Source organism: Pseudomonas sp. LARHCG127 (assembly GCF_052871455.1).
This window is the reverse complement of the sequence record NZ_JBIXJT010000007.1, coordinates 299,989-325,010: the sequence shown is the minus strand read 5'-3', so window position 1 is coordinate 325,010 and position 25,022 is coordinate 299,989. Positions and strand designations below refer to the sequence as shown.

General features: G+C 62.0%; 25 protein-coding genes. 13 read left to right on the top strand and 12 right to left on the bottom strand.

Going from position 1 to position 25,022, the window contains the following annotated elements; genetic code table 11:
* Window positions 1-140: 140 nt before the first annotated feature.
* The 4 genes from ACIPQ1_RS14870 to ACIPQ1_RS14855 form a co-directional block, all read right to left on the bottom strand.
* Window positions 141-767 (bottom strand): C40 family peptidase, encoded by a 627-nt coding sequence (locus ACIPQ1_RS14870; RefSeq protein WP_411385389.1) that lies wholly within the window; start codon window positions 765-767, stop codon window positions 141-143.
* 212 nt (window positions 768-979) lie between these two features.
* Window positions 980-1,684, bottom strand: a complete 705-nt coding sequence (gene hda, locus ACIPQ1_RS14865) for a DnaA regulatory inactivator Hda (RefSeq protein ID WP_003178999.1) — start codon at window positions 1,682-1,684, stop codon at window positions 980-982.
* 170 nt (window positions 1,685-1,854) lie between these two features.
* The gene (locus ACIPQ1_RS14860) at window positions 1,855-2,928 is read right to left on the bottom strand and encodes an AI-2E family transporter (RefSeq protein ID WP_186707013.1); all 1,074 of its coding nucleotides are present in this window, start codon (window positions 2,926-2,928) and stop codon (window positions 1,855-1,857) included.
* A gap of 32 nt (window positions 2,929-2,960) precedes the next feature.
* Window positions 2,961-4,019 carry a DUF2066 domain-containing protein gene (locus tag ACIPQ1_RS14855; protein ID WP_446534356.1) on the bottom strand — a complete coding sequence of 353 codons (1,059 nt, stop codon included), beginning with the start codon at window positions 4,017-4,019 and terminating at the stop codon, window positions 2,961-2,963.
* A 365-nt stretch (window positions 4,020-4,384) separates the two neighbouring features.
* On the opposite strand from ACIPQ1_RS14855, the gene purM reads away from it, so the two are divergent.
* The 4 genes from purM (at window position 4,385) to ACIPQ1_RS14835 (ending at window position 7,386) form a co-directional block, all read left to right on the top strand.
* Window positions 4,385-5,443, top strand: a complete 1,059-nt coding sequence (gene purM / locus ACIPQ1_RS14850; RefSeq protein ID WP_186728786.1) for a phosphoribosylformylglycinamidine cyclo-ligase — start codon at window positions 4,385-4,387, stop codon at window positions 5,441-5,443.
* Entirely contained in the window at window positions 5,443-6,093 is a 651-nt protein-coding gene (purN, locus tag ACIPQ1_RS14845; RefSeq protein WP_446534355.1) for a phosphoribosylglycinamide formyltransferase, read from the top strand. Before purM ends, purN begins: the two co-directional genes overlap by 1 nt.
* Before the next feature lie 8 nt (window positions 6,094-6,101).
* Window positions 6,102-6,815: a DUF3108 domain-containing protein gene (locus tag ACIPQ1_RS14840; protein WP_186707016.1), complete on the top strand. Its 714-nt coding sequence runs from the start codon at window positions 6,102-6,104 to the stop codon at window positions 6,813-6,815.
* A 376-nt stretch (window positions 6,816-7,191) separates the two neighbouring features.
* On the top strand, window positions 7,192-7,386 hold the full coding sequence (locus tag ACIPQ1_RS14835) for a hypothetical protein (RefSeq protein ID WP_186707017.1): 195 nt from the start codon (window positions 7,192-7,194) through the stop codon (window positions 7,384-7,386).
* A gap of 138 nt (window positions 7,387-7,524) precedes the next feature.
* Here the strand turns inward: ACIPQ1_RS14835 and ACIPQ1_RS14830 are convergent, their stop codons facing one another.
* The 5 genes from ACIPQ1_RS14830 to cysM form a co-directional block, all read right to left on the bottom strand.
* A complete protein-coding gene (locus ACIPQ1_RS14830) occupies window positions 7,525-8,064 on the bottom strand; it encodes a DUF2058 domain-containing protein (RefSeq protein ID WP_053124301.1) in 540 nt (179 codons plus the stop codon).
* Window positions 8,065-8,090: 26 nt separating this feature from the next.
* On the bottom strand, window positions 8,091-8,924 hold the full coding sequence (gene mazG / locus ACIPQ1_RS14825) for a nucleoside triphosphate pyrophosphohydrolase (RefSeq protein WP_411385392.1): 834 nt from the start codon (window positions 8,922-8,924) through the stop codon (window positions 8,091-8,093).
* A 135-nt stretch (window positions 8,925-9,059) separates the two neighbouring features.
* Window positions 9,060-11,306 carry a GTP diphosphokinase gene (gene relA, locus ACIPQ1_RS14820; RefSeq protein ID WP_014339754.1) on the bottom strand — a complete coding sequence of 749 codons (2,247 nt, stop codon included), beginning with the start codon at window positions 11,304-11,306 and terminating at the stop codon, window positions 9,060-9,062.
* 101 nt (window positions 11,307-11,407) lie between these two features.
* The gene (gene rlmD, locus ACIPQ1_RS14815; protein ID WP_446534354.1) at window positions 11,408-12,778 is read right to left on the bottom strand and encodes a 23S rRNA (uracil(1939)-C(5))-methyltransferase RlmD; all 1,371 of its coding nucleotides are present in this window, start codon (window positions 12,776-12,778) and stop codon (window positions 11,408-11,410) included.
* Entirely contained in the window at window positions 12,778-13,680 is a 903-nt protein-coding gene (cysM, locus tag ACIPQ1_RS14810; protein ID WP_250964192.1) for a cysteine synthase CysM, read from the bottom strand. Before cysM ends, rlmD begins: the two co-directional genes overlap by 1 nt.
* Window positions 13,681-14,494: 814 nt before the next feature.
* Between cysM and ACIPQ1_RS14805 the strand changes: the two genes are divergently transcribed.
* The 4 genes from ACIPQ1_RS14805 to ACIPQ1_RS14790 all read left to right on the top strand — a co-directional run bounded on the left by ACIPQ1_RS14805 (window position 14,495) and on the right by ACIPQ1_RS14790 (window position 19,471).
* The gene (locus ACIPQ1_RS14805; protein ID WP_446534353.1) at window positions 14,495-17,245 is read left to right on the top strand and encodes a response regulator; all 2,751 of its coding nucleotides are present in this window, start codon (window positions 14,495-14,497) and stop codon (window positions 17,243-17,245) included.
* Between the two features lie 191 nt (window positions 17,246-17,436).
* A complete protein-coding gene (locus ACIPQ1_RS14800; protein ID WP_411385394.1) occupies window positions 17,437-18,426 on the top strand; it encodes a 2-hydroxyacid dehydrogenase in 990 nt (329 codons plus the stop codon).
* A gap of 206 nt (window positions 18,427-18,632) precedes the next feature.
* Window positions 18,633-19,067: a hypothetical protein gene (locus ACIPQ1_RS14795; RefSeq protein ID WP_003204688.1), complete on the top strand. Its 435-nt coding sequence runs from the start codon at window positions 18,633-18,635 to the stop codon at window positions 19,065-19,067.
* Window positions 19,067-19,471, top strand: a complete 405-nt coding sequence (locus ACIPQ1_RS14790; protein WP_186707027.1) for an META domain-containing protein — start codon at window positions 19,067-19,069, stop codon at window positions 19,469-19,471. Before ACIPQ1_RS14795 ends, ACIPQ1_RS14790 begins: the two co-directional genes overlap by 1 nt.
* 212 nt (window positions 19,472-19,683) lie before the next feature.
* Here ACIPQ1_RS14790 and ACIPQ1_RS14785 read toward each other — a convergent pair whose 3' ends face one another.
* Window positions 19,684-20,151, bottom strand: coding sequence for a TlpA family protein disulfide reductase (locus tag ACIPQ1_RS14785; protein WP_250964195.1), 468 nt, complete (start codon window positions 20,149-20,151; stop codon window positions 19,684-19,686).
* 114 nt (window positions 20,152-20,265) lie between these two features.
* On the opposite strand from ACIPQ1_RS14785, the gene arsC reads away from it, so the two are divergent.
* From arsC to ACIPQ1_RS14770, 3 genes are read left to right on the top strand one after another with little or no spacing between them, the layout of a single operon-like run.
* Complete coding sequence (gene arsC, locus ACIPQ1_RS14780) at window positions 20,266-20,619, top strand: arsenate reductase (glutaredoxin) (protein ID WP_411385395.1); 354 nt, start codon at window positions 20,266-20,268, stop codon at window positions 20,617-20,619.
* A complete protein-coding gene (wrbA, locus tag ACIPQ1_RS14775; protein WP_207965678.1) occupies window positions 20,616-21,221 on the top strand; it encodes an NAD(P)H:quinone oxidoreductase in 606 nt (201 codons plus the stop codon). Before arsC ends, wrbA begins: the two co-directional genes overlap by 4 nt.
* Window positions 21,214-21,639, top strand: a complete 426-nt coding sequence (locus ACIPQ1_RS14770) for a DUF2069 domain-containing protein (protein WP_250964197.1) — start codon at window positions 21,214-21,216, stop codon at window positions 21,637-21,639. The genes wrbA and ACIPQ1_RS14770 overlap by 8 nt, the downstream gene beginning before the upstream one ends.
* 99 nt (window positions 21,640-21,738) lie before the next feature.
* Here the strand turns inward: ACIPQ1_RS14770 and ACIPQ1_RS14765 are convergent, their stop codons facing one another.
* Together ACIPQ1_RS14765 and ttcA are read right to left on the bottom strand one after the other, a co-directional pair.
* On the bottom strand, window positions 21,739-22,413 hold the full coding sequence (locus ACIPQ1_RS14765) for a DNA-3-methyladenine glycosylase I (protein ID WP_411385396.1): 675 nt from the start codon (window positions 22,411-22,413) through the stop codon (window positions 21,739-21,741).
* Between the two features lie 67 nt (window positions 22,414-22,480).
* A complete protein-coding gene (ttcA, locus tag ACIPQ1_RS14760; protein ID WP_003178962.1) occupies window positions 22,481-23,305 on the bottom strand; it encodes a tRNA 2-thiocytidine(32) synthetase TtcA in 825 nt (274 codons plus the stop codon).
* A 395-nt stretch (window positions 23,306-23,700) separates the two neighbouring features.
* On the opposite strand from ttcA, the gene ACIPQ1_RS14755 reads away from it, so the two are divergent.
* Window positions 23,701-24,303 carry a Yip1 family protein gene (locus ACIPQ1_RS14755; RefSeq protein ID WP_039591896.1) on the top strand — a complete coding sequence of 201 codons (603 nt, stop codon included), beginning with the start codon at window positions 23,701-23,703 and terminating at the stop codon, window positions 24,301-24,303.
* A gap of 148 nt (window positions 24,304-24,451) precedes the next feature.
* The gene (locus ACIPQ1_RS14750; protein WP_250964199.1) at window positions 24,452-24,946 is read left to right on the top strand and encodes a SprT family zinc-dependent metalloprotease; all 495 of its coding nucleotides are present in this window, start codon (window positions 24,452-24,454) and stop codon (window positions 24,944-24,946) included.
* Window positions 24,947-25,022 lie beyond the last annotated feature (76 nt).

The following is a 25,022-nucleotide window of genomic DNA, read 5'->3' as shown; positions in this document are numbered from 1 at the left end:
CGGCTTTTCTGCCGTGGGCATGAAAACAAATCCGCCTGCGGAGTACGCAGGCGGATTGCCATCAATCAATGATCAAGGATTCTAGCGGCTATATGGCAAACTTCAAGTAAGACTTTAAGTTTGCCTTACAAACTGTGTGCTTACTTGCGAGCAGTGACCACAGTCGGTGCCATGGCGAGGGCGCGCTTGGCTTCGATGAAGGTCTTGTTCCAGTAGCTGTCGCCCAGGCTGTCGATCCGCACGCCACCGCTGCGGCGGCTGCTGGAATGGATGAACTGGTTGTCACCCAGGTAGATACCGGCATGGCTGACGCGACCACGACGACCGTTGGTGCTGAAGAACAGCAGGTCACCGGGCTCCAGCTGGTTGCGTGCTACCAGGGGGGCGTTCACGTTGATCATTTCGCGAGTGGAACGCGGCAGGTTCATGCCGGCCTCCTCCCGGAACAGGTAACCGATGAAACCGCTGCAATCGAAGCCGGCTTCAGAGGTACCGCCAAAACGGTAGCGGGTACCGATCAACGACATGCCGCGTTCCAGGATACTGTCAGCCAGTACTGGAAGCTGGTAAGGCTTGCTGCCGGCGAAGGCTGCGAGTTCTTTGTCGGACGCCATTTCTTCCTGGAACGCAACGGAGGAAGACTGGGCAGTAACAGAGTTCTGGACCTGTGGCTGGGGCGCTTGCTGGGACACCGGAGTGTGGGCAGCGCAACCGAACAACAGGGTAACGAGTGCGAGAGGCACGAGGGGTGCGAAGCGATTTAGCATGGGCACGACCGTGGCTGAAGTAGTAAAGATGGCGAGACTATGCCTTCTATCAACCTCATTTGCAAATTCAATCGATGCAAATGTGACTTCTCGGTTTTACGTTTACATCTAAGCGCTTAAGCCCATTTTGAACGTCATGTGGCCTGCCGCCCAGCAGGACCGCGGGTTTCGCCATGCCCAAAGCAGGCCAAGAGCCACCATTCGGACCGATTCTACCAGCCCAGGGTTTCTTTCAAAAAAGGAATAGTCAGCTTGCGCTGGGCCTGGAGCGAGGCCTGGTCGAGGCGTTCGAGCAGCTCGAACAATGCGCTCATGCTACGGGTGCCGCGGGTGAGGATGAAATGCCCGACTTCGTCGGTCAGGTGCAGGCCGCGACGGGAAGCGCGCAGCTGCAGGGCACGGAGTTTGTCTTCGTCGGACAGCGGGCGCATCTGGAAAATCAGCGCCAGGGTCAGACGTGACTTGAGGTCCGCCAGCTTCACCGGCAGCTCCCGAGGCGAGGTCGAGGCGGCGATCAGCAAGCGTCGACCGCTGTCGCGCAGTCGATTGAACAGATGGAACAGCGCCTCTTCCCAGTCAGCCTTGCCGGCCACGGCCTGGAGATCGTCCAGGCACACCAGTTCGTACTGTTCAAGGTTGTCGAGGATTTCGACGCCGCGATCAAGCAACTCGGCCAATGGCAGGTACACCGCCGGTTCGCCCAGTTGCTCGAACCGCAGGCACGCGGCCTGCAACAGGTGCGTGCGCCCTACCCCGTCCTTGCCCCATAGATAGATCAGGCTTTCGGTCCAGCCGGCGTCGGCTTCGCAAAGCCGCTCGACATAGCCGAGTGCAGCGGCATTGGCGCCTGGGTAGTAATTGATAAAGGTGGCGTCATCACGCAGACGCACACCTAGGGGCAGCTGAATCGGTTTCATGCTGACTGAACAGTTCCTCGGGAACCGTTAGTGGCCTCTGTGTAAAGTGCGCAAAGTTTATACCCGTGACGCGGACCGCACAATGCGCCGGACCACGAGCAAAATCAAAGGTTTGCAGCGACAAGGGCGCGGAGCGTCAGTTTCCCTGACGCTCCGCCCCGTGATTTGCCCTATAGGTCGGGGTCTTCGACGCCACTGTAGATATCTGAATCCTTGTACAGATCATGCATATGCCGCACCAGCACCATGATCACCGCCGCCACCGGTAGCGCCAGCAGGACCCCGGTGAAGCCGAACAACTCGCCCCCCGCCAGGATCGCAAAGATCACCGCCACCGGATGCAGGCCAATGCGGTCGCCCACCAACAGCGGCGTCAGTACCATGCCCTCCAAGGCCTGCCCGACCATGAACACCGCCACGATGCCAACCATCGGGTACAAGTCGCCGCCGAACTGGAACAACCCGGCGACCAATGCCGCGCCAATACCGATCACAAAGCCCATGTACGGGACGATGGCCGCCAGTCCGGCGATCAAGCCAATCAACAGTCCCAGTTCCAGTCCGACCAGCATCAGCCCTGCCGCATAGATGAAACCCAGGGCCACCATCACCAGCAGTTGCCCGCGCACGAACGCCCCCAGCACTTCATGGCATTCGCCGGTCAGGGTCATGATGCGTTCTTCGCGATGACGCGGCAGCAGGCTGCGAATCTTCGCCATCATCAAGTCCCAGTCCCGCAGCAGATAGAAGGCCACTACGGGAATCAGCACCAGGTTCGCCAGCCAGCCGATCAGCGCCAGGCTCGAAGCCGTGGCCTGGCTCAACACCACGCCGACAATGTCGGTGGTCTGGCCCATGTGCTCGCTGATAGCGGCCTTGACCTTGTCGAACTTCCAGAAGCCGTCGGCCAACCCCAGTTTCGATTGCACCCACGGCACCGCGCTGTGCTGCAACCAGTCGAGCATCTGCGGCGCCAATTCGTACAAGCGCAGCAGTTGCTTGGCGAGCATCGGGATCAGCACCAGCAGCAACGCGACCACGATCAAGGTGAACAATGCAAAGACCGTCACCACGCCCCATGTCCGCGACAGGCCGAGTTTTTCCAGGCGATCCACCACCGGGTCGAACAGGTAGGCCAGCAGCAACGCAACCAGGAACGGCGTGAGGATCGGGTGCAGCAGATAGATAAACGCGAACAGCAGGGCGACCCCACCCAACCAGAACCAACGCCGCGTATCGCCCATGAACCACTCCTAGCTATATAAAGAAAGACAACCTACCAGCGGAACCGCAAGTTGGCGGCCGGTGCAGGCGCAGGTGTTGCAACCGGGACCGAGTCATCGGCAGCGGTCGGTGCTTCAGGCACCGGCGCCACAGCCTCGCCTGCTGGAATTTCCTGCAATTTAGCCAGGGCCAATTGCGCCTTCAGTTGCTCGGCGCTGCCGTTGACCTTATAGACGATCCGGTCTCCTTCGACCCGCTGCAACTGCCCACCGAACGGTTCGAGCAAACGCCCCAGCGCCGCGTATCGCTCCAGGTTCATGCCCTGCACTTCCAGCAGTTGCTCGGTGGCCACGCCCGGCTTGGCGACGAAACGCGGCGCCAGGCGCTGGCTCACCGCGAGCATGACCGCATCGGCCAGGGCCGCAGGATTTGCGCCCTGGGCGGTACCCTGTTCGCGCTGGTCCCCCAGCCACAGGCGCCAGGTGCCTTGCCACTGTCCGCCCTCTTCCTTGGCATGGACCGCCAGCAAGGCGTCCGTCGCGTAGCGCTCCGAAGCATCACGCAAAGGTGCCGGGTCGCTGCCTTCCAGGTTCGGCGCGGTGGCGACGATCTGCTCGCTCAAATCCGCCAGCGGCAGGTGCAGTGCCAGGCCCCGATGCTGTGCAGCACGCCGCAGCGGGGTGGCGCTGGCCTGGCCATCGCCCACCAGGCTGGAGCCTTCGGCCGAATCGCTCAGCCACCAACCGAGGATCGATGGCCGGTTCGCGCTCCACAGCGACAAGCCTGCCGAGCGCAGCGCCCGGTCGGTGCTCGCCGGGTCGAAGTCCACCTTGAGGCTTTCCGGCGGGCCGGCGTCGTAGCCATATTGAAGAATGATCTGTTGCGGGTCCTGGCGGATGGCCGCCAAACCGGGATTCTGGGCCGCCTTGGCGTCGCCGGTCAGGCGCAGCACCAACGTATCCAGGGCGCGCAGCGTCGCCTGGTTGCGCTCCTCCGGCGTCTGGCTGGTGACCGGTTCGAGCACTTGATAGAGGCCATTGACGGTTTCGGCATGGCTCGCCAGGCTGATCAGCGACAAGCAGCCCACGGACAAGAATTTGAACAAACGCATGGAAGATTCCCGGACATAACGGCTGGAACAGGCCGTGTGAAGAAGATTGAGCATGGCTGTGACCACAGCACCCGGCAAAACATTCACACGCCCGGTGGAAGTTTCGCACGATCATCACCATAACCGGTTACCGCTACACCTTATACAGAGGCGTTGCGCAGTACCAATATAAGAAATATCGGTTTTTTTCCGTGGATTATGTCCCTGCCCGTCGGCGCGAGGATGGCCGCTGCCCCTCAAGCCTGATAAAATCGCGCGCCTTCGCAGACCGGCAATGGCTGGGCTCCCGGAATAATTCGTACAACGGTTATTCAATGGCCCCGGCGTCGGTCGTTACCCAGAAATCCCCCCTAAAGGCCTGGATCATGAGCAAGCAACCCTCCCTGAGCTACAAGGACGCCGGTGTAGACATCGACGCCGGTGAAGCATTGGTCGAACGCATCAAGAGCGTCGCCAAGCGCACTGCGCGTCCGGAAGTCATGGGCGGCCTGGGCGGTTTCGGCGCCCTCTGCGAGATCCCGGCCGGCTACAAGCAACCGGTCCTGGTCTCCGGCACCGATGGCGTCGGCACCAAGCTGCGCCTGGCTCTGAACCTGAACAAGCACGACAGCATCGGCATCGACCTGGTGGCCATGTGCGTGAACGACCTGGTGGTCTGCGGCGCCGAGCCGCTGTTCTTCCTTGACTACTACGCCACCGGCAAACTGAACGTCGACACCGCCGCCCAGGTCGTGACCGGCATCGGCGCCGGCTGCGAACTGTCCGGCTGCTCCCTGGTCGGCGGCGAAACCGCTGAAATGCCCGGCATGTACGAAGGCGAAGACTACGACCTGGCCGGCTTCTGCGTCGGCGTCGTGGAGAAAGCCGAGATCATCGACGGCTCGAAAGTCGCCGCCGGCGATGCCTTGCTCGCCCTGCCGTCCTCCGGCCCGCACTCCAACGGCTACTCGCTGATCCGCAAGATCATCGAAGTCTCGGGTGCCGACATTGAAAACACCCAGCTCGACGGCAAGCCGCTGGCCGACCTGCTGATGGCCCCGACCCGTATCTACGTCAAGCCGCTGCTCAAGCTGATCAAAGACACCGGCGCCGTCAAGGCCATGGCCCACATCACCGGCGGTGGCCTGCTGGACAACATCCCGCGCGTGCTGCCAAAAGGCGCCCAGGCCGTGGTCGACGTGGCGAGCTGGACCCGCCCGGCCGTGTTCGACTGGCTGCAAGAGAAAGGCAACGTCGATGAAACCGAAATGCACCGCGTGCTGAACTGCGGCGTGGGCATGGTCATCTGCGTGGCCCAGGAGCACGTCGAGACCGCCCTGAACGTCCTGCGTGAAGCCGGCGAGCAGCCTTGGGTCATCGGCCAGATCGCCACCGCGGCGGAAGGCGCTGCACAAGTCGAGCTGCAAAACCTTAAGGCGCACTGATGTCCGCAACCTGTGACGTGGTGGTGCTGCTGTCCGGCACCGGCAGTAACTTGCAGGCCTTGATCGACAGCACACGGACCGGCGACAGCCCGGTCCGTATCCGCGCGGTGATTTCCAACCGCGTCGATGCCTACGGCCTGCAACGTGCCAAGGACGCAGGCATCGACACCCGCGTCCTGGATCACAAGGCGTTCGAGGGCCGCGAAGCCTTCGACGCCGCGCTGATCGAACAGATCGACACCTTCAATCCGCAACTGGTCGTACTCGCTGGTTTCATGCGCATCCTCAGCGCTGGCTTCGTGCGTCACTACCAGGGCCGCCTGTTCAATATCCACCCGTCGCTGCTGCCCAAATACAAAGGGTTACACACTCACCAGCGCGCGCTGGAGGCCGGAGACACTGAGCACGGCTGCTCTGTGCACTTCGTCACCGAGGAACTCGATGGCGGACCACTGGTCGTACAGGCAGTAATACCGGTAGAGTTGCACGACACGCCGCAAAGCCTGGCGCAACGGGTTCACGCCCGCGAGCACCAGATCTACCCGATGGCCGTGCGTTGGTTTGCCGAAGGAAGGCTGACCCTCGACGATCGCGGTGCCTCACTGGACGGCCAGTTGCTCGCCGCCAGCGGCCATTTGATTCGATACTAGGAGATTTTATGCGTCGCGCCCTGCTCTTCGCTTGCGCTCTGCTTGCCTTGCCCCTGGCACAGGCCGCAGACCTTCAACCGTTCTCCGCCAGCTACACCGCCGACTGGAAGCAGCTGCCCATGAGCGGCACTGCCGAGCGCAGCCTGACCAAGGAAGCCAACGGCACCTGGAAGCTGAGCTTCAAGGCTTCGATGATGATCGCCAGCCTGACCGAAGAAAGTACCCTGACCCTGGACAAGGACACCCTGCTGCCACAGTCCTACCACTTCGAACGCGGTGGCCTGGGCAAGGCCAAGAAGGCCGACCTGGACTTCGACTGGAACACCAAGATGGTCACCGGCACCGATCGCGGTGACGCAGTCAAGCTGCCGCTCAACCGTGGCATGGTCGACAAATCCACTTACCAGTTGGCCCTGCAGCATGACGTGGCCGCCGGCAAGAAAAGCATGAGCTACCAGGTCGTGGACGATGGCGAGATCGATACCTATGACTTCCGCGTCCTGGGCTCGGAGAAGGTCGACACCAAGGCCGGCCAGATCGATGCGATCAAGGTCGAGCGCGTGCGCGACCCGACACAAAGCAAGCGCATCACCGTGCTCTGGTTCGCCAAGGACTGGGACTACCTGCTGGTGCGCCTGCAACAGGTCGAGACCGACGGCAAGGAGTACAACATCATGCTCCAGGACGGTACGGTCAACGGCAAGGCTGTGAAGGGCAGCTGATCGACGACAATAACAACAAGCCCCGCCGATGCGGGGCTTTTTATTTGCCAAGACTTCATCCCCACCGCAGAACCCTGGGGGAGCGAGCTTGCTCGCGATAGCGCCGGATCAGCCAACTCCACTATCAACTGACACACTGCTATCGCGAGCAAGCTCGCTCCCACAGGTTTTATTTGCGCTCACGCCTGGCAACATGAAACCTTCTTCATGAACGCCACCTGCGACCGAATGCCGCGCACCGCCAGGCCTGCAGGATTGTTGCACTTCCCATGAAATCTTCTTAACGAACCGGGGCATTTACTTAGCACGCTATCCAAACCTATAACAAAGTCCTGCACACGCCTTGCTGCAGATAACAGAGATTGGAGCTTGCAAGATGACTGTGAAAGTAACTGAACGCGACGACGCCCACATGTCCCACGAAGGCATTGCCGCCGGTATCCGGATCTGGGACGTGCATCAACAGGATTTGCTGGTAGGGATGTTCCATTCCGAGACGGACGCCCATAGCTACAGGGCTGAGCTGGAGCGCGAGGAGCGGCAGCGTTCGCGGGAGACCGCGCAATCCTAAAAGCAACACATCCCCTACTGTGGGTGCGAGCCTGCTCGCGAAAGCGGTACATCAGTCAAACAATATTGGCTGATACACCGCCTTCGCGAGCAGGCTCGCTCCCACAGGTTTTCCACAGGTCTTGCGATCAGTTCAGCCTTACCACATCAAATCATCAGGAATCTGATACGCCGCGTACGGATCATCGGCATCCACTTCTTCGGTCTGGGTGTTGAGCTGGACAATGCGCTTGGGGTCGCGCTCCTGGATTTTCAGGGCGGCCTCGCGCGGGATCACTTCGTAGCCACCGGCGTGGTGGACGATCGCCAGGGAGCCACTGCTCAACTTGTTGCGCATCAACGTATTGACCGAGATGCGCTTGACCTTCTTGTCGTCGACGAAGTTGTAGTAGTCCTCGGTAGTCAGCTTCGGCAGGCGCGAGACCTCGATCAATTGCTTGATCTGCGCGGCCCGGGCCTTCTGCTCGACCTTTTCCTGCTGCTGCCGGTTGAGTTCCTGGTCGCGCTTGACCTTTTCGGCCATGGCTTCCTGCGCTGCGCGCTGCTGGGAATCATCCAGTTCGATCTGGCCTTTATGGGCCAGGCGTTGCTGCTTCTGTTTCTCTTTGCCGACCTGCTTGGCCTGCTTTTGGTTGACCAGCCCTGCTTTGAGCAACTGGTCGCGAAGGGAAAGGCTCATGGTGCTTACTCACTTAGGCAACGGCCTCAGCCACAGCTGGGCAAATTCTTTTCCTGACGTTTGGCTTCGCCCCACAAGGCGTCCAACTCTTCGAGGGTGCAATCTTCCATTGGGCGATGGGTGTCGCGCAATGCCTGTTCGATAAATCGGAAGCGTCGCTCGAATTTCCCGTTGGCGTCGCGCAGCGCGGTTTCCGGGTCGACCTTGAGGTGGCGCGCCAGGTTCACCACGCTGAACAGCAGATCGCCGATCTCGTCGCTGATGGCCACCGGATCGTTGTCAGCCATGGCTTCGAGCACTTCATCCAGTTCCTCCCGGACTTTGTCGAGCACCGGCAAGGGCCCCGGCCAATCGAAACCGACCTGGCCGGCACGCTTTTGCAGCTTCGCCGAACGGGACAGCGCCGGCAACGCCGACGGTACATCGTCGAGCAGCGACAATTGCTCGGGCGCCGTGGCCTTCTCAGCCCGTTCCTCTGCCTTGATTTCCTCCCAGCGCTGCTTGACCTGGTCTTCGTTCAGGCGCGGGATGTCCACGGGCGCATACAGGTCACCGGTAGGAAACACATGGGGATGACGGCGAATCAACTTGCGGGTGATGCTGTCGACCACGCCGGCGAATTCGAAGCGGTTTTCTTCCCGGGCCAACTGGCTGTAGTACACCACCTGGAACAACAGGTCGCCCAACTCCCCCTGCAAGTGATCGAAATCGCCGCGCTCGATCGCGTCGGCCACTTCGTAGGCTTCTTCCAGGGTATGGGGGACGATGGTGGCGTAGGTTTGCTTGATGTCCCACGGGCAGCCGTACTGCGGGTCCCGCAGGCGATTCATCAGATGGAGCAGGTCTTCGAGGCTGTACATCAATTCATCCCATGACAAAAAACCCTGTGGGAGCGAGCTTGCTCGCGATTGCAGTGTGTCAGATCACCTTGATGCGCCTGATAAACCGCAATCGCGAGCAAGCTTGCTCCCACATTGTTGGACTGTGCCTGACCTTTAGCCCGGCGTCCGGTTACGCCGGGTCTCGATGATGTTCGGCAACTGGGAGATCCGCCCCAGCAACCGTCCCAGCGCATCCAGCCCCGGAATCTCGATGGTCAGGGACATCAGCGCGGTGTTGTCTTCCTTGTTCGAACGCGTGTTCACCGCCAGCACGTTGATCCGCTCGTTCAGCAACACCTGGGACACGTCACGCAGCAGACCGGATCGGTCGTAGGCGCGGATGACGATGTCCACCGGGTAGGTGAGCACCGGCACCGGGCCCCAGCTGACCTGGATGATTCGCTCCGGCTCGCGACCGGCCAGTTGCAGCACCGAAGCGCAGTCCTGGCGGTGAATGCTCACGCCGCGCCCCTGGGTGATGTAGCCGACAATCGCATCCCCCGGCAATGGCTGGCAGCAACCGGCCATCTGGGTCATCAGGTTGCCCACGCCCTGGATCTGGATATCGCCGCGCTTGCCCGGCTTGTAGCCGGTGGCCTTGCGCGGGATCAGCTCCAATTGCTCGTTGCCCCGCTCCGGCTCCACCAGTTGCTGGGCCAGGTTGACCAACTGCGCCAGGCGCAGATCGCCAGCACCCAGCGCGGCAAACATGTCCTCGGCGGTCTTCATGTTGGCTTTTTCGGCCAGCTTGTCGAAATCCACCTGCGGCAGGCCCAGGCGACCGAGTTCACGCTCGAGCAGGGTCTTGCCGGCGGCGACGTTCTGGTCGCGGGCCTGCAATTTGAACCAGTGGACGATTTTCGCCCGCGCCCGGGATGTAGTGATGTACCCCAGGTTCGGGTTCAGCCAGTCGCGGCTCGGCGTACCGTGCTTGCTGGTGATGATCTCGACCTGTTCACCGGTCTGCAGACTGTAGTTGAGCGGCACGATCCGCCCGTTGATCTTGGCGCCACGGCAGTTGTGGCCGATCTCGGTGTGGACGCGATAGGCGAAGTCCAGCGGTGTCGCGCCCTTGGGCAGGTCGATGGCGTGGCCGTCGGGGGTGAAGATGTAGACCCGGTCCGGCTCGATGTCGACGCGCAGCTGTTCGGCCAGGCCACCGATGTCGCCCAGTTCCTCATGCCATTCGAGCACCTGGCGCAGCCAGGAGATTTTCTCTTCGTAGTGGTTGGACCCGGACTTGACGTCGGTGCCCTTGTATTTCCAGTGGGCGCAGACGCCCAGCTCGGCTTCCTCGTGCATGGCGTGGGTGCGGATCTGCACTTCCAGGACCTTGCCCTCGGGGCCGATCACCGCGGTGTGCAGCGAGCGATAGCCGTTTTCCTTGGGGTTGGCGATGTAGTCGTCGAACTCCTTCGGAATGTGCCGCCACAAGGTGTGGACGATCCCCAGCGCCGTGTAGCAGTCGCGCATTTCCGGGACCAGTACGCGAACGGCGCGAACGTCATAGATCTGGCTGAATTCCAGGCCCTTGCGCTGCATTTTTCGCCAGATCGAGTAAATGTGCTTGGCCCGGCCACTGATGTCGGCTTCGACGCCGGTGGCCTGCAATTCTTCGCGCAACTGGGTCATCACGTCGGTGATGAAGCGCTCGCGATCCAGCCGCCGCTCATGCAACAGCTTGGCGATCTGTTTGTATTGATCGGGTTCCAGGTAGCGGAAGGACAGGTCCTCCAGCTCCCACTTGATGTGACCGATGCCGAGACGGTGGGCCAGGGGCGCATAGATGTCGAACACCTCCCGGGCGACGCGATTGCGCTTTTCATCATCGGCGGACTTCACGGCGCGGATCGCACAGGTGCGTTCGGCCAGCTTGATCAGCGCGACGCGCACGTCGTCGACCATCGCCACCAGCATCTTGCGCAGGTTTTCCACCTGGCCCTGGGTGCCCAGCACCATGGACTGGCGCGGGCTGAGGCTGGCGCTGATGGCCGCCATGCGCAGCACGCCGTCGATCAACTTGGCCACCACGGTGCCGAAGCGCTGGCTGACCACCGGTAGCTGGATCTGCCCTTCGCGTACGCCGCGGTACAGCACCGCCGCCACCAGGGAGTCCTGGTCGAGCTTGAGGTCAGCGAGAATTTCGGCGATCTCCAGGCCCGTCTGGAAACTCGAGGTGCCTTCGGACCAGAGGTTCTTCGCCGCGTTGTGTTGCTGTTCCGCCTCGCGCGCAAACTCGCAGGCGGCCTTCAAGGCTTCGCGATCCAGTGCCATGTCGACGCTGACCGCATGATCGAGCCAAGCCTCGAGATTGATACTGCCGTCGGTGTTGATCGGCTGGTGTGCTCTCACCTGTACCATCTTTACTTACCTTCCCTACGACGCAGATTCAATGCGTCAACTTCGCTGACCTTCGCTGTCCGTGTTTCCGCCCAGGGCTGTGGCGGGTTGGCACGAACGGGTCAGTCGGACAAGCCATCCTGGCTCGCTTCAAATAACGCCATGGCCTCGACATGCGCCGTTTGAGGAAACATATCGAGAATCCCGGCACGTTTTAACCGGTAGCCCTGCTTGATCAGTTCGACCGTATCCCGGGCCAAAGTTGCCGGGTTGCACGAGACATAAACCAACCGTTTGGCCCCCAGGGACGACAGCTTGCGCACCACCTCGAAAGCACCGTCACGGGGTGGGTCCAAGAGTACCGCAGAAAAGCCTTCGCCGATCCATTCGGCATCCGCCAGAGGCTGGGATAAATCGGCCTGAAAAAAGGCAGTGTTATTCAAATTGTTGCTGAAGGCATTGGCCGCCGCGCGGTCCACCATGGTTTGCACGCCTTCGACAGCCACCACCTGGCGCACGTTCTTGGCCAGCGGCAAGGCAAAGTTGCCCAAGCCGCAGAACAGATCCAGCACCCGCTCTTCGGGGCGGGGCGCCAACCATTGCAACGCTTGGGCGATCATCGCCTCGTTGACGCCGGCGTTCACCTGGATGAAATCCCCGGGCCGGTACGCCAGCTCAAGGTCCCAGGCATCCAGGCGAAACCCCAGCGCCTGTCCGGGTTCGACCGGTTGCGGCTCACCTTCACCGTGCAGCCACAACTGGGCCTCATGAAACGCGCAGAAATCCTTGAGGATCGTCAGGTCGGCCTCCGACAGCGGCGCCATATGGCGCAGCAATACCGCGAGGGACGAACCGGCGAACAATTCCACATGCCCCAGCGCCTGGGGTTTGCTCAAGCGTCGCAGCATCTCCGGCAGGCGGCTCATGATCGGCTGCAAGGGCTGTACCAGCACCGGGCAATCACCGATGGCGACAATGTCCTGGCTTGCGACGGCGCGGAAACCCACTTCGAGCTTTTTCGCTTTCTGGTCCCAACGCACCGCCACCCGGGCGCGACGTCGGTAACCGAATTCAGGCCCGCTCAACGGCGCGGCCCATTCTTGCGGCTCAACCCCAGCCACGCGCGACAACTGCTCGGCGAGCATGCGCTGTTTCAGGGCGAGTTGTTCGTCATGGGGCAAATGCTGGACGCTGCATCCGCCGCAACGACCGGCATGGACACACGGCGCTGGTCGGCGCAGTTCACTGGGCAGGAACACACGCTCGGTGCGCGCCTCGACCACTTTGCCATGGGCACCGAGCACCCGCGCCTCGACCTCTTCACCGGCCAGGGCACCGATGACGAACCAGGTCCGCCCGTCGACAAACGCAATGCCCCGGCCATCGTTGGCCAGGCGTTCAATGGTCAAGCGCTGCTTTTTACCGGTGGGCACTTGCGGGGCCCGGCTTCCGCCGCTGGGCTGGAAGCGCAGGCCTCTCTCTTGCTTGGCCATCAGTTAGGCGCGTCGAAAATGCCGGTCGACAGGTAACGGTCGCCACGGTCACAGATAATCGCGACGATCACCGCATGCTCCACTTCCTTGGACAGGCGCAGCATCCCCGCCACGGCACCGCCCGAAGACACGCCGCAGAAGATGCCTTCTTCACGCGCCAGGCGACGGGTCACGTCCTCGGCTTCGCTCTGGGCCATGTCGATGATGCGGTCCACGCGGTCGGCCTGGTAGATCTTCGGCAGATACTCTTCGGGCCAGCGACGAATACCGGGGATGGCCGAGCCTTCCATCGGCTGCAGGCCGATGATCTGCACGTTCGGATTCTGTTCTTTCAGGTAGCGCGAGGTGCCCATGATGGTGCCGGTGGTGCCCATCGAGCTGACGAAATGGGTGATCGTGCCGTCGGTCTGGCGCCAGATCTCAGGGCCAGTGGTGGTGTAGTGGGCCTCGGGATTGTCGCCGTTGGCGAACTGATCCAACACCTTGCCACGCCCCTCGGCCTGCATGCGCTCGGCCAGGTCCCGGGCGCCTTCCATGCCCTCCTCCTGAGTCACCAGGATCAACTCGGCGCCATAGGCCGTCATCGCCGCCTTGCGCTCGGCGCTGGAGTTATCGGGCATGATCAGGATCATCTTGTAACCCTTGATCGCCGCCGCCATCGCCAAGGCAATCCCGGTATTGCCGGAAGTCGCCTCGATCAGCGTATCGCCAGGCCGGATCTGCCCGCGCAATTCACCACGGGTGATCATCGACAACGCCGGCCGGTCCTTGACCGAGCCCGCCGGGTTGTTCCCTTCGAGCTTGAGCAAAAGCGTATTGGTGGTCTCGCCGGGCAAGCGCTGCAAGCGGACCAGCGGAGTGTTGCCGACGCAATCGGCGATGGTGGGGTACTGCAAAGTCATGGCGTATTCGCAATCCGGGCTGCGGGGGCGCCTATCATACCGGCAAACCCGGCAAGGCCATATCACGCAAAGTAAGGGGGTTATGGCTTATGGGAATAAGCGAGGCGTGTGCTGCTTTGCGGGGGAGCTTGATCACTCGCCACCGGATCCTCGCGCGCGCGGAATGCTCAGGCTCGTGGAGTCGATTCGGTACACCACGCAGTCCTTTTCCTACAGACCCTAGCGCTCAAATCGCCGATGCATTCTGTTGTAAGCATCGTCTGTAAGCACTCCTCCTGCCTGTTTGTGGGCTCTTTCCTTTTGTATTGATGACCAAGCAGTCAGGAGTATCTGGCTTTGCTCCGTGTTCTCTAAGTTGTACCGCTAAACGTATTAGTAGATGTGAGCAATAACGATGGTCGACGCGAAACAAAAGGATCCACAACCCAGCACCCGGCGCGCTTGCGGGCAACGCTTGCGCAACCTATTGGAAGAGTACGGCATCTCTCCCTCAGGGTTTGCCAAGGTGCTCGGTATCAGCCCGCAATGCCTGACGAACTGGAGCACGCGGGGTATACCTCGACAGCGGGTGGAGCCATTGGCACGGTTGCTGAGTGTCAGTGAAGTGTGGCTGGTGACTGGGGAGGGTGAGCGGGCAGGAGACAGGCGTCGGGAGGTAGAACAGAATCAAACGGGTTTCCAGGGTTGAGCCTGGCGATGCACAGCGGACACGAATTTTCCAAAGATCACCCGCCCGCAAATCGCTACACTGCGCAGGTGGTGCGCGCCGGATGCGCGCACAGTTCAATCAGACCGCTGGATGCAGGAGACAAGTGTGCTCAAGAAACTGGGAATCAAAGGCCGTGTGCTGTTGCTGACCCTGTTGCCGACCAGCCTGATGGCGCTGGTCCTGGGCGGCTATTTCACTTGGATGCAGCAAGCGGACCTGCATGCCCAGTTGCTGCAACGGGGCGAGATGATCGCCGAACAGTTGGCCCCGCTGGTCGCTCCGGCCATGAGCCGCCAGGACATCGATCTGCTGGAGCGCGTCGCCACCCAGTCCCTCGAGCAGGCGGACGTGCGCGCCGTGACCTTCCTCGCCCCTGACCGCGCGCCGCTGGCCCATGCCGGCCCGACCATGCTCAACCGGGCGCCGGAGGGCAACGGTGCGCAGTTGCTGCAACGCACCGGCAATGACGCCACGCGCTACCTGCTGCCGGTATTCGGCAAGCACCGCAACCTGGCGGGCGAGCTGATCCCCGAAGAGGCCGACCGCCTGCTGGGCTGGGTCGAGCTGGAGTTGTCCCACAGCGGCATGTTGCTGCGCGGTTATCGCAGCCTGTTCGCCAGCCTGTTGCTGATCGGCGCCGGCCTGTGCCTGACCGCGCTGCTGGCCTTGCGCATGGGCCGCACGATCAACCGTCCGCTGAGCCAGATCAAGCAAGCCGTGGCGCAACTCAAGGACGGCCACCTGGAAACGCGCCTGCCACCACTGGGCAGCCAGGAGCTGGATGAGTTGGCCTCGGGCATCAACCGCATGGCCAGCACCTTGCAGAACGCCCAGGAAGAATTGCAGCACAGCATCGACCAGGCCACCGAAGACGTGCGCCAGAACCTGGAAACCATCGAGATCCAAAACATCGAGCTGGACCTGGCCCGTAAGGAAGCGCTGGAAGCGAGCCGGATCAAATCCGAGTTCCTGGCGAACATGAGCCATGAAATCCGCACACCGCTCAACGGCATCCTTGGTTTTACCCACCTGTTGCAGAAAAGCGAACTGACCCCGCGCCAGCTCGACTACCTGGGCACCATCGAGAAATCCGCCGACAGCCTGCTGGGGATCATCAACGAGATCCTCGACTTCTCGAAGATTGAGGCCGGCAAGCTGGTGCTCGACAACATTCCGTTCAACCTGCGGGACCTGCTGCAGGACACCCTGACCATCCTCGCCCCCGCAGCTCACGCCAAGCAGTTGGAACTGGTGAGCCTGGTCTACCGGGACACGCCACTGTCGTTGGTGGGCGATCCGCTGCGCCTCAAGCAGATCCTCACCAACCTGGTGAGCAACGCCATCAAGTTCACCCGCGAGGGCACCATCGTCGCCCGGGCCATGCTCGAGGACGAGCACGAAGACAGCGTGCAGTTGCGCATCAGCATCCAGGACACCGGCATCGGCCTGTCCAGCCAGGACGTGCGGGCACTGTTCCAAGCGTTCAGCCAGGCAGACAACTCACTGTCGCGGCAACCGGGTGGCACCGGGCTGGGGCTGGTGATTTCCAAGCGCCTGGTGGAACAAATGGGTGGCGAGATCGGCGTTGACAGCACACCGGGCGAAGGTTCGGAGTTCTGGATCAGCCTGCGCCTGCCCAAGACCCGTGACGATGCCGAGGACCTGCCGGGCCCGCCATTGCTGGGCCGGCGCGTGGCGGTGTTGGAGAATCATGAACTGGCCCGCCAGGCCCTGCAGCACCAGCTCGAAGACTGCGGCCTGCAAGTGACGCCGTTCAACACCCTGGAGAGCCTGACCAACGGCATCACCGTCGCCCACCAGACCGACCAGGCGGTCGATCTGGCCGTGCTGGGCATCACCAGCAACGACATGCCGCCGGAGCGCCTCAACCAGCACATCTGGGACCTTGAGCACCTGGGCTGCAAAGTGCTCGTGCTGTGCCCCACCACCGAACAGACCCTGTACCACCTCTCGGTGCCCAACCCTCACAGTCAGTTGCAGGCCAAGCCGGCCTGCACCCGCAAGTTGCGTCGTTCGCTGTCCGACCTGGTCAACCCGCGCCCGACCCGCAGCGAACCCAGCGAGCCGGTTTCCAGCCGCGCCCCGAAAGTGCTGTGCGTGGACGACAACCCGGCCAACCTGTTGCTGGTGCAGACCCTGCTCGAAGACATGGGCGCCAAGGTGCTGGCGGTGGAAAGCGGCTACGCGGCGGTCAAGGCCGTGCAGAAGGAAACTTTCGACCTAGTGTTGATGGACGTGCAGATGCCTGGCATGGACGGTCGCCAGAGCACCGAGGCGATCCGCCAGTGGGAAAGCGAGCGGCACTGCACGCCGCTGCCGATCGTCGCCCTCACCGCCCATGCCATGGCCAACGAAAAGCGCGCCCTGCTGCAAAGCGGTATGGACGACTACCTGACCAAACCCATCAGCGAACGGCAACTGGCCCAGGTGGTGCTCAAGTGGACCGGCCTGGCCCTGCGCAACCAGTCGCCGGAGCGCAGCAACGATGCCCAGGGTGCCAGCGAGCTGCTGGTGCTCGATCATGAAGAAGGCTTGCGCCTGGCCGCCGGCAAGGCCGACCTGGCGGCGGACATGCTGGCGATGCTGCTGGCGTCCCTGGAAGCCGACCGCGAAGCCATCCGCCAGGCCAGCGAGGCCAACGATCACAACGCCTTGATCGAACGGGTCCACCGCCTGCACGGCGCCACCCGCTACTGCGGCGTGCCGCAATTGCGTGCGGCCTGCCAGCGCAGCGAAACCCTGCTCAAGCAACAGGACCCCAAGGCCGCCGTCGCCTTGGAAGAGTTGGAGCGGGCCATCAATCGCCTGGCCAGCGAGGCGCGTATCAGTGCCTGATCCAGGGCAATATCCTTGGAACCGGAATCGCTGAAAATCCATGCTCCTACCCCGGACTGTAGGAGCTGCCGAGCGAAGCGAGGCTGCGATCTTTTGATCTTTCACTTGCAATTCAATGGTCAGCGCAAAGATCGCAGCCTCGTTGCACTCGACAGCTCCTACGGGCTTGTTTTTTCTGCCAGGAGGCCGCCATGCGCGTGATTTTTTTCAGCAGCCAGACCTACGACCGCGACAGTTTCACCCAGGCCCCGACACCCGCCGGCCTTCAGTTGCAGTTCCAGCCCGCCCGCCTGAACCTGGACACCGTGGCCCTGGCCGAACGGCATGACGTGGTGTGCGCCTTCATCAACGATGACCTCAGCGCCCCGGTGCTGGAGCGGCTGGCCGCAGGCGGCACGCGACTGATCGCCCTGCGCTCGGCCGGCTACAACCACGTCGACCTGCTCGCCGCCAAGCGCCTGGGCTTGAGCATCGTCCGGGTCCCGGCCTATTCGCCTCACGCCGTGGCCGAACATGCCGTGGCGTTGATCATGGCCCTCAATCGTTGCCTGCACCGCGCCTACAACCGCACCCGGGACGGCAATTTCAGTCTCCATGGGCTGACCGGCTTCGACCTGGTGGGCAAGACCGTCGGGGTGATCGGCACTGGGCAGATTGGCGCTACGTTCGCACGGATCATGGCCGGTTTCGGCTGCCAGTTGCTGGCCTACGACCCCTACCCCAACCCGCAGGTCGAAGCCTTGGGCGCCCGCTATTTGCCCTTGGACGAATTGCTGGCGCAAGCACAGATCATCAGCCTGCACTGCCCACTGAACGAACAGAGCCGACACCTGATCAACGCCCGAACGCTGGCCGCGATGCAACGCGGCGCCATGCTGATCAACACCGGGCGCGGCGGCCTGGTGGACACACCGGCCCTGATCGCGGCCTTGAAAAGCGGCCAGTTGGGCTACCTGGGCCTGGATGTGTACGAGGAGGAGGCCCAGTTGTTTTTCAAGGACCGCTCAGACCTGCCTTTGCAGGATGACGTGCTGGCACGGCTGCTGACTTTTCCCAACGTGATCGTCACCGCACACCAGGCGTTCCTGACCCACGAGGCGTTGGCCGCCATTGCCATGACCACCCTGGACAACATCGCCGCCTGGGCGGCTGGCACGCCACAAAACCTGGTAGACAGCTAACCCGAGCCAACACACCCCCTGTGGGAGCGAGCTTGCTCGCGATGGCGGCGGATCAGTCAGTATTCATGTTGACTGGCCCACCGCTATCGCGAGCGAGCTCGCTCCCACAGGGGATGGAGTTTCGTCGGCCCGATCTCCCGATGCCGCCATCGAGACCATCCCAACCCATGCCCCGTGCTAGCATGTCGCGCCTATTTGGAGGACCCATGGCCGAACACGATTTCCGCTACACCCTGATGAACCCGCAGCATACCTTGACCGAAGTCCGCGCCCTGGCGCCGGGTCGCTACCAGGTCACCGGCAATGGCGGTTCGATCCAGGCCAACGATGTGTTGCTCGTCACGCTCAAGGGCAGCAAGGACTTGTCCATGCGACTGACCGTGGACACCGTGCGGCACCTGCTCAAGCCCATGGGCCAATGGACCGCCATGACCACCGGCCCGGTGTTCGGCGAACTGGCGATCCATACCTGGCAGGTCAACTGCGATAGTTGCGCCAAAGAACTGAGCTTCGAATTCGCCGTCGATGCCAAGCTTGGCGTCAAGGCCGAGAAGCCGGCCGCCACCGCGCGAATCGCCGAGCTGGGCTGGACCACCGTGGGTGAAAAACACCTGTGCCCGAAATGCCAGGAAGCCGCCTGATGAAACGTTTGGCCCTGTCCGCGTCGATCGGCATGAGCCTGATGGGGTGTGCCGCTGAACCTGTGCAGTTGCAACCTAACCGCAGCTACATCCTGGAGTGGATCGGCGAACGGCCATTGATGGACTACAGCCACCTGACCATCACCCTTGGGGATGACGGCCGCGCCTACGGCAACGGCGGCTGCAACCACTGGTTCGCGCCTTACACACTGGAAGGCCACCGCTTGAGCTTCGGCAAGATCGGCAGCACCCGTAAACTCTGCGCCCCGGCGGTGATGGAGCAGGAGACGCGCTTCTTGCAGGCCTTGGAAAAGGTCGAACGCTGGGACGTCTCGCCCATCGAGCAAATGCGCTTCTGGCCGGCCCAAGGCAAGCCGTTGCGGTGGTGGCTGGAGGAAGGCTGAGGCCTGAGCCTGCGCAGGGACATGGTTGACCCTGTGGCGAGGGAGCTTGCTCCCGCTGGGCTGCGCAGCGGCCCCCTCCATTCTGTCTGACACATCAAAGTGACAGGTACATCTGGGGCCGCTTCGCGGCCCAGCGGGAGCAAGCTCCCTCGCCACAAAAGCTCCCTGTCACAAAGAACCTATATAACCAAACGCCCTATGTCAGTTGGGGATCACTTGAGTGCCTGCAACGCCTCAAGCTTGGCCATCACCCCCGCCGCCGTCTGCTCTCCCAGCAACTGTTCGCGCACCTTGCCCTGGTTGTCGATGATGTAGGTCACCGGCAACCCTTCGCTGCGAGGCAGGTCGAAGATCTCGGCCGGGTCTCGCGCCAGCACCGTGAAGCGAATCCCCATCTTGTCGCTGGCACTCTTGAGTTCTTCGCCCTGCACCTGGTCGAAGTTGACCCCGAATACGCCGATGTTGCGCCCCTTGAGCTGTTCGGCCAGGGCATTGAACTCCGGGATCTCGGTGCGGCACGGCGCGCACCACTCCGCCCAGTAGTTGAGCACCAGCCATTGTTTGTCCAGCCGCTGGGAGGCGATAGCCTGGCCGTTCTGGTCCACCCCGTAGTCGTTTCCGCAACCGGCGAGCAACAGGATGCCCATGAATGTCAGTGCCGCCGTCAATCGCCTTGTCATCTGCCAATCCTTGTTTGAATGTGAACGCTGCTGCGACCCTTCGCCTCTCTAAGGTGCTAGGGACTTCGCGGCACAGTAGAATAGCCGCCACCTTACGCAAGATGCGACCCGCTCATGACCGATCTGACGCTTTATCACAACCCGCGCTGCTCGAAATCCCGCGGTGCGCTGGAACTGTTGCAGGCCCGCGGCCTGAACCCGACCGTGGTCCGCTACCTGGAAACTCCGCTCGACGCCGCGCAACTGGAACGCCTGCTGGCCAAGCTCGGCATCAGCGCCCGGCAGTTGCTGCGCACCGGCGAGGACGAATACAAGGACTTGAACCTGGCCGACGAAAGCCTGAGCCAGGACCAGTTGATCGCCGCCATCGCCGCCCACCCGAAACTCATGGAACGGCCGATCCTGGAAGCCGGTGATAAGGCCGTGATCGGCCGTCCGCCGGAAAAGATCCTGGAGATCCTGCCGTGACCACGCCGTATATCCTGGTGTTGTATTACAGCCGCAGCGGCTCCACCAACGAAATGGCCCGGCAGATCGCCCGTGGTGTCGAGCAGGCCGGGCTGGAGGCCAGGCTGCGTACGGTGCCGGCGATTTCCACCGAGTGCGAAGCGGTGTCCCCGGACATTCCGGAGCAAGGCCCGCTCTACGCCAGCCTCGATGACCTGAAGAACTGCGCCGGCCTGGCCCTGGGCAGCCCGACCCGGTTCGGCAACATGGCCGCGCCGCTCAAGTACTTTCTCGACGGCACCAGCAACCTGTGGCTGACCGGCGCGCTGGTGGGCAAGCCGGCCGGGGTTTTCACCTCCACGGCAAGCCTGCATGGCGGCCAGGAAACCACCCTGCTGTCGATGATGTTGCCACTGCTGCACCACGGCATGCTGATCACCGGCCTGCCCTACAGCGAGTCGGCCCTGATCGACACCCAGGGCGGTGGTACGCCCTACGGCCCGAGCCATCACGCCGGGGCCGACGGGAAAAGTGGCTTGAACGAGCATGAAGTCGCCCTCTGCCGCGCCTTGGGTTCGCGCCTGGCGAAAACCGCCCTGTTGCTGGAGAACGGCCGTGGCTAAGAAGCCGAAGATATTGCCTGCGATCCAATGGCTGGAACCGCGCGTACGCCTGGCCCGCGTCCTCAGCCTGCTGTGCTTCTTCGGCCTGGTGGGGTTGCTCAGCGCGTATTACCTGCTGATCGCCGACCTGCACGGCGCCCGGCCCTGGGTGATTCTGCTGATCGAACTGGTGCCGCTGCTGATACTTGCACCCGGCATGCTCAGCGGCAGTGCCCGTGGACATTCGTGGATGTGCTTCGTGGTGAACCTGTATTTCATCAAGGGCGCATTGGCGGCCTATGACCCGAACCGGCAGCTGTTCGGCGTGCTGGAAATGGCGGCGAGCGTGGCCGTGTTCTGCTCGGCCTTGCTGTATGTGCGCTGGCGGTTTCAGTTGAATCGGCGGTTGGCTGGCGAAGGCGAACCCTCCGTTGCCTGATAGGCCGCCATCGCAAGCAAGCTCGCTCCCACACTGGATTTTTGAACGCTGAAAATCCCCTGTGGGAGCGAGCTTGCTCGCGATTGGCGCGACGCGGTCTCAATGATTCACTGTGTAAGCCAGCATCATCGATATCTGCGACATCGGCCGCCCACCGCTTTCTTCATGCCACTGGTTGAAGGCATTCTGCACCGTCGCCAGGTCCCGCAGGCTGGTGGGGACTTTTTCGATGATGTCCTGGGCGTTGAGCGCCGCCACCACGTCATAACTGGGCACGAAGGTGTCCTTGCCCATCATCCGCAAGAAGCGCGGCGCCGACAGGCCGCCCAATTGATGGCCGTGCTTCTTCAGGTAGGTCCACAGGCCAACGATATCGGTCACCGGCCAGTCGGCGACCAGCGCGCCGAAGCTGCCCTTTTCATGGGCCACGTCCAAGATCAACTGCGCGTTGCGCGGTACGCTCTTGAGCTTGCCCAGGTGGCGGATGATCCGCGCGTCCTGCATCAGCCGCTCCAGGTGTTCGGCGCTCATCAGCACGACTTTTTCCGGGTCGAACTTGAAGAACACTTCTTCGAAGGCCGGCCACTTGGCGTCCACCAGGCTGTGCTTGAGCCCGGCGCGGAACACTCGCAGCGCCATGGTCGAGAGGTAGCGGTCGTCGCTGATCTTGCGCAGTTGCGCCGGGGTCTTGGGAACAGGCAGGTGGGCTTCCAGTTCAGCCGCCGAACCGAAGCGGTTCAGACAGTACTCGTGCAGCCACTTGTAATCGCGCATGCCCTCTCCTGGGTTAAAAAATGAAAACGGCGCTCGCAAGCGCCGTGAATAGACGTCGCTGCGACCGTCAGAGGTTCACCACATTGACGAACCGCGGCGTGGCGTTTTCGTCGATGCGCAGGTTGGTGAAATCGAACAGGTTGCGGTCCGCCAGTTGCGACGGAATGACGTTCTGCAAGCCGCGGAAAATGCTCTCGGTGCGGCCCGGGGTCTTGCGTTCCCATTCCTGGAGCATTTCCTTGACCACCTGGCGTTGCAGGTTTTCCTGGGAGCCGCACAGGTTGCAGGGGATGATCGGGAACTGCTTGAAATCCGAATAGGCCTGGATGTCTTTCTCGTTGCAATAGGCCAGCGGGCGAATGACCACGTTGCGCCCGTCATCGGCACGCAGCTTGGGCGGCATGGCCTTGAGCGAACCGTTGTAGAACATGTTCAGGAAGAAAGTCTCGACAATGTCGTCGCGGTGGTGCCCCAGCGCCATCTTGGTCGCACCAATCTCGTCGGCGAAGGTGTAGAGCGTGCCGCGGCGCAGGCGTGAGCACAGCGAACAGGTGGTCTTGCCTTCGGGGATCAGTTCCTTGACCACCGAATAGGTGTCTTTCTCGACGATGTGGTATTCCACGCCCAGCGACTCAAGGTAGGCCGGCAACACGTGCTCGGGGAACCCGGGCTGCTTCTGATCCATGTTCACCGCGACGATGTCGAACTTGATCGGCGCCACCTTCTGCAAATGCATCAGCACGTCGAGCAAGGTGTAGCTGTCCTTGCCGCCGGACAGGCAGACCATGACCTTGTCGCCGTCCTCGATCATGTTGAAATCGGCGACCGCCTCACCGGCCAGGCGGCGCAGGCGCTTTTGCAGTTTGTTCTGGTTGACCGTAAGAGTGCCCATGACGCGAAATCCGTGAGGTGTGACGAAAGGCCGGCATTTTACGCAAAAAATCCCCGCTGTGGCACGGCCCTTGTGGCGTGGGAGCTTGCTCCCGCTCGGCTGCGAAGCAGACGTCAACAGGACGGCCCCAGAGGGTCGCTTCGCAACCCAGCGGGAGCAAGCTCCCTCGCCACAGGGGAATCTGTTCGCCAGCGAAATTGTGCATACAGATCAAGCCGCGATTAACCGGTCCCGCTACAGCGCGATTTGCTCTAAGCCCCCCATCCCCCTCGGGGTAACTCCTTTCTATACTGCGGCATAAGGTCGCACACACTTACAGACCTTCACTTACCCGGCCACTTGGCCCGTAGGCGCTCCGTTGGGGGGCGATGGCAATAACAAAGGAGTGACTGACTATGATCCATCATGTCGTGGGGCTCTTTACCCACCCTGATCAAGAATGGAAAGAAATCCGTGGCGATCAGGAGGAAAGCATCAGCCACATGTACCTCACCCACACGCTGATCCTGGCGGCCATTCCCGCGGTTTCGGCGTTCATCGGCACCACGCAGGTGGGATGGGTCATCGGCAATCGTCCACCGGTCATGCTCACGCAGGAAAGCGCGCTGTGGATGACCATCATGTCGTACTTGGCCATGTTGGGCGGCGTGGCGGTCATGGGGGCCTTCATCCACTGGATGGCGCGCACCTATGACGCCAATCCGAGCCTGGCCCGTTGCGTTGCGTTCGCCACCTACACCGCGACCCCTTTGTTCATCGGCGGCCTCGCGGCGCTCTACCCGCACATGTGGCTGGGGATGATCGTTGGCACGGCAGCAATCTGCTACACGGTCTACCTGTTGTACGTCGGCTTGCCGACGTTCATGAACATTCCCCAGGACGAAGGTTTTCTGTTTTCCAGCTCGGTGCTCGCCGTCGGCCTGGTGGTGCTGGTGGCCATCATGGCGTTCACAGTGATCGTCTGGGGGCTGGGCGTCGGCCCGGTCTATACCAACTGACGTAGCGCCCTCCCATAAAAAAGCAGGATCTGCCGACACAGGCCGCCGCAAGGCGGCCTTCCTGTGTGCGAAACGACCATTGGGCACCTGGACGATTCGCAACGGCCGGCGCTTGCGGCATACTCGGGCTTCTGGAGACCCGTAAAGCATGCTCGAGCAACTCAATACCCGCGTCGAAGAGTGTTACCAACAAGCCGAAGCCTTTTTCAAACGTCCTTTCAAACGCCCGGTGGTCAGCTTCAAATTGCGCGGCCAGAAGGCCGGTGTCGCGCACCTGCATGAAAATCTGCTGCGCTTCAATCCTCAGTTGTACCGGGAAAATGCCGAGGACTTCCTCAAGCAGACCGTCGCCCACGAAGTCGCGCACCTGATCGCCCACCAACTGTTTGGCGACCGTATCCAAGCCCATGGCGAGGAATGGCAGCTGATCATGCGCGGGGTGTACGAACTGCCGCCCAACCGTTGCCACACCTACGAAATCAAACGCCGCAGCGTGACCCGCTATATCTATAAATGCCCTTGCGACGGCAGCGACTTTCCGTTCACGGCCCAGCGCCACAGCCTGGTGCGCCAGGGGCGGCGGTATTTGTGCCGCAGCTGTCGCGGTACCTTGGTGTTCAGTGGGGAGACTCGAGTCGAATAGCGATTTTTTGTAGTGCTTGGACTGGCCCCTTCGCGAGCAAGCTCGCTCCCACAGGGGTTTTGTGAACGCCGAAGAT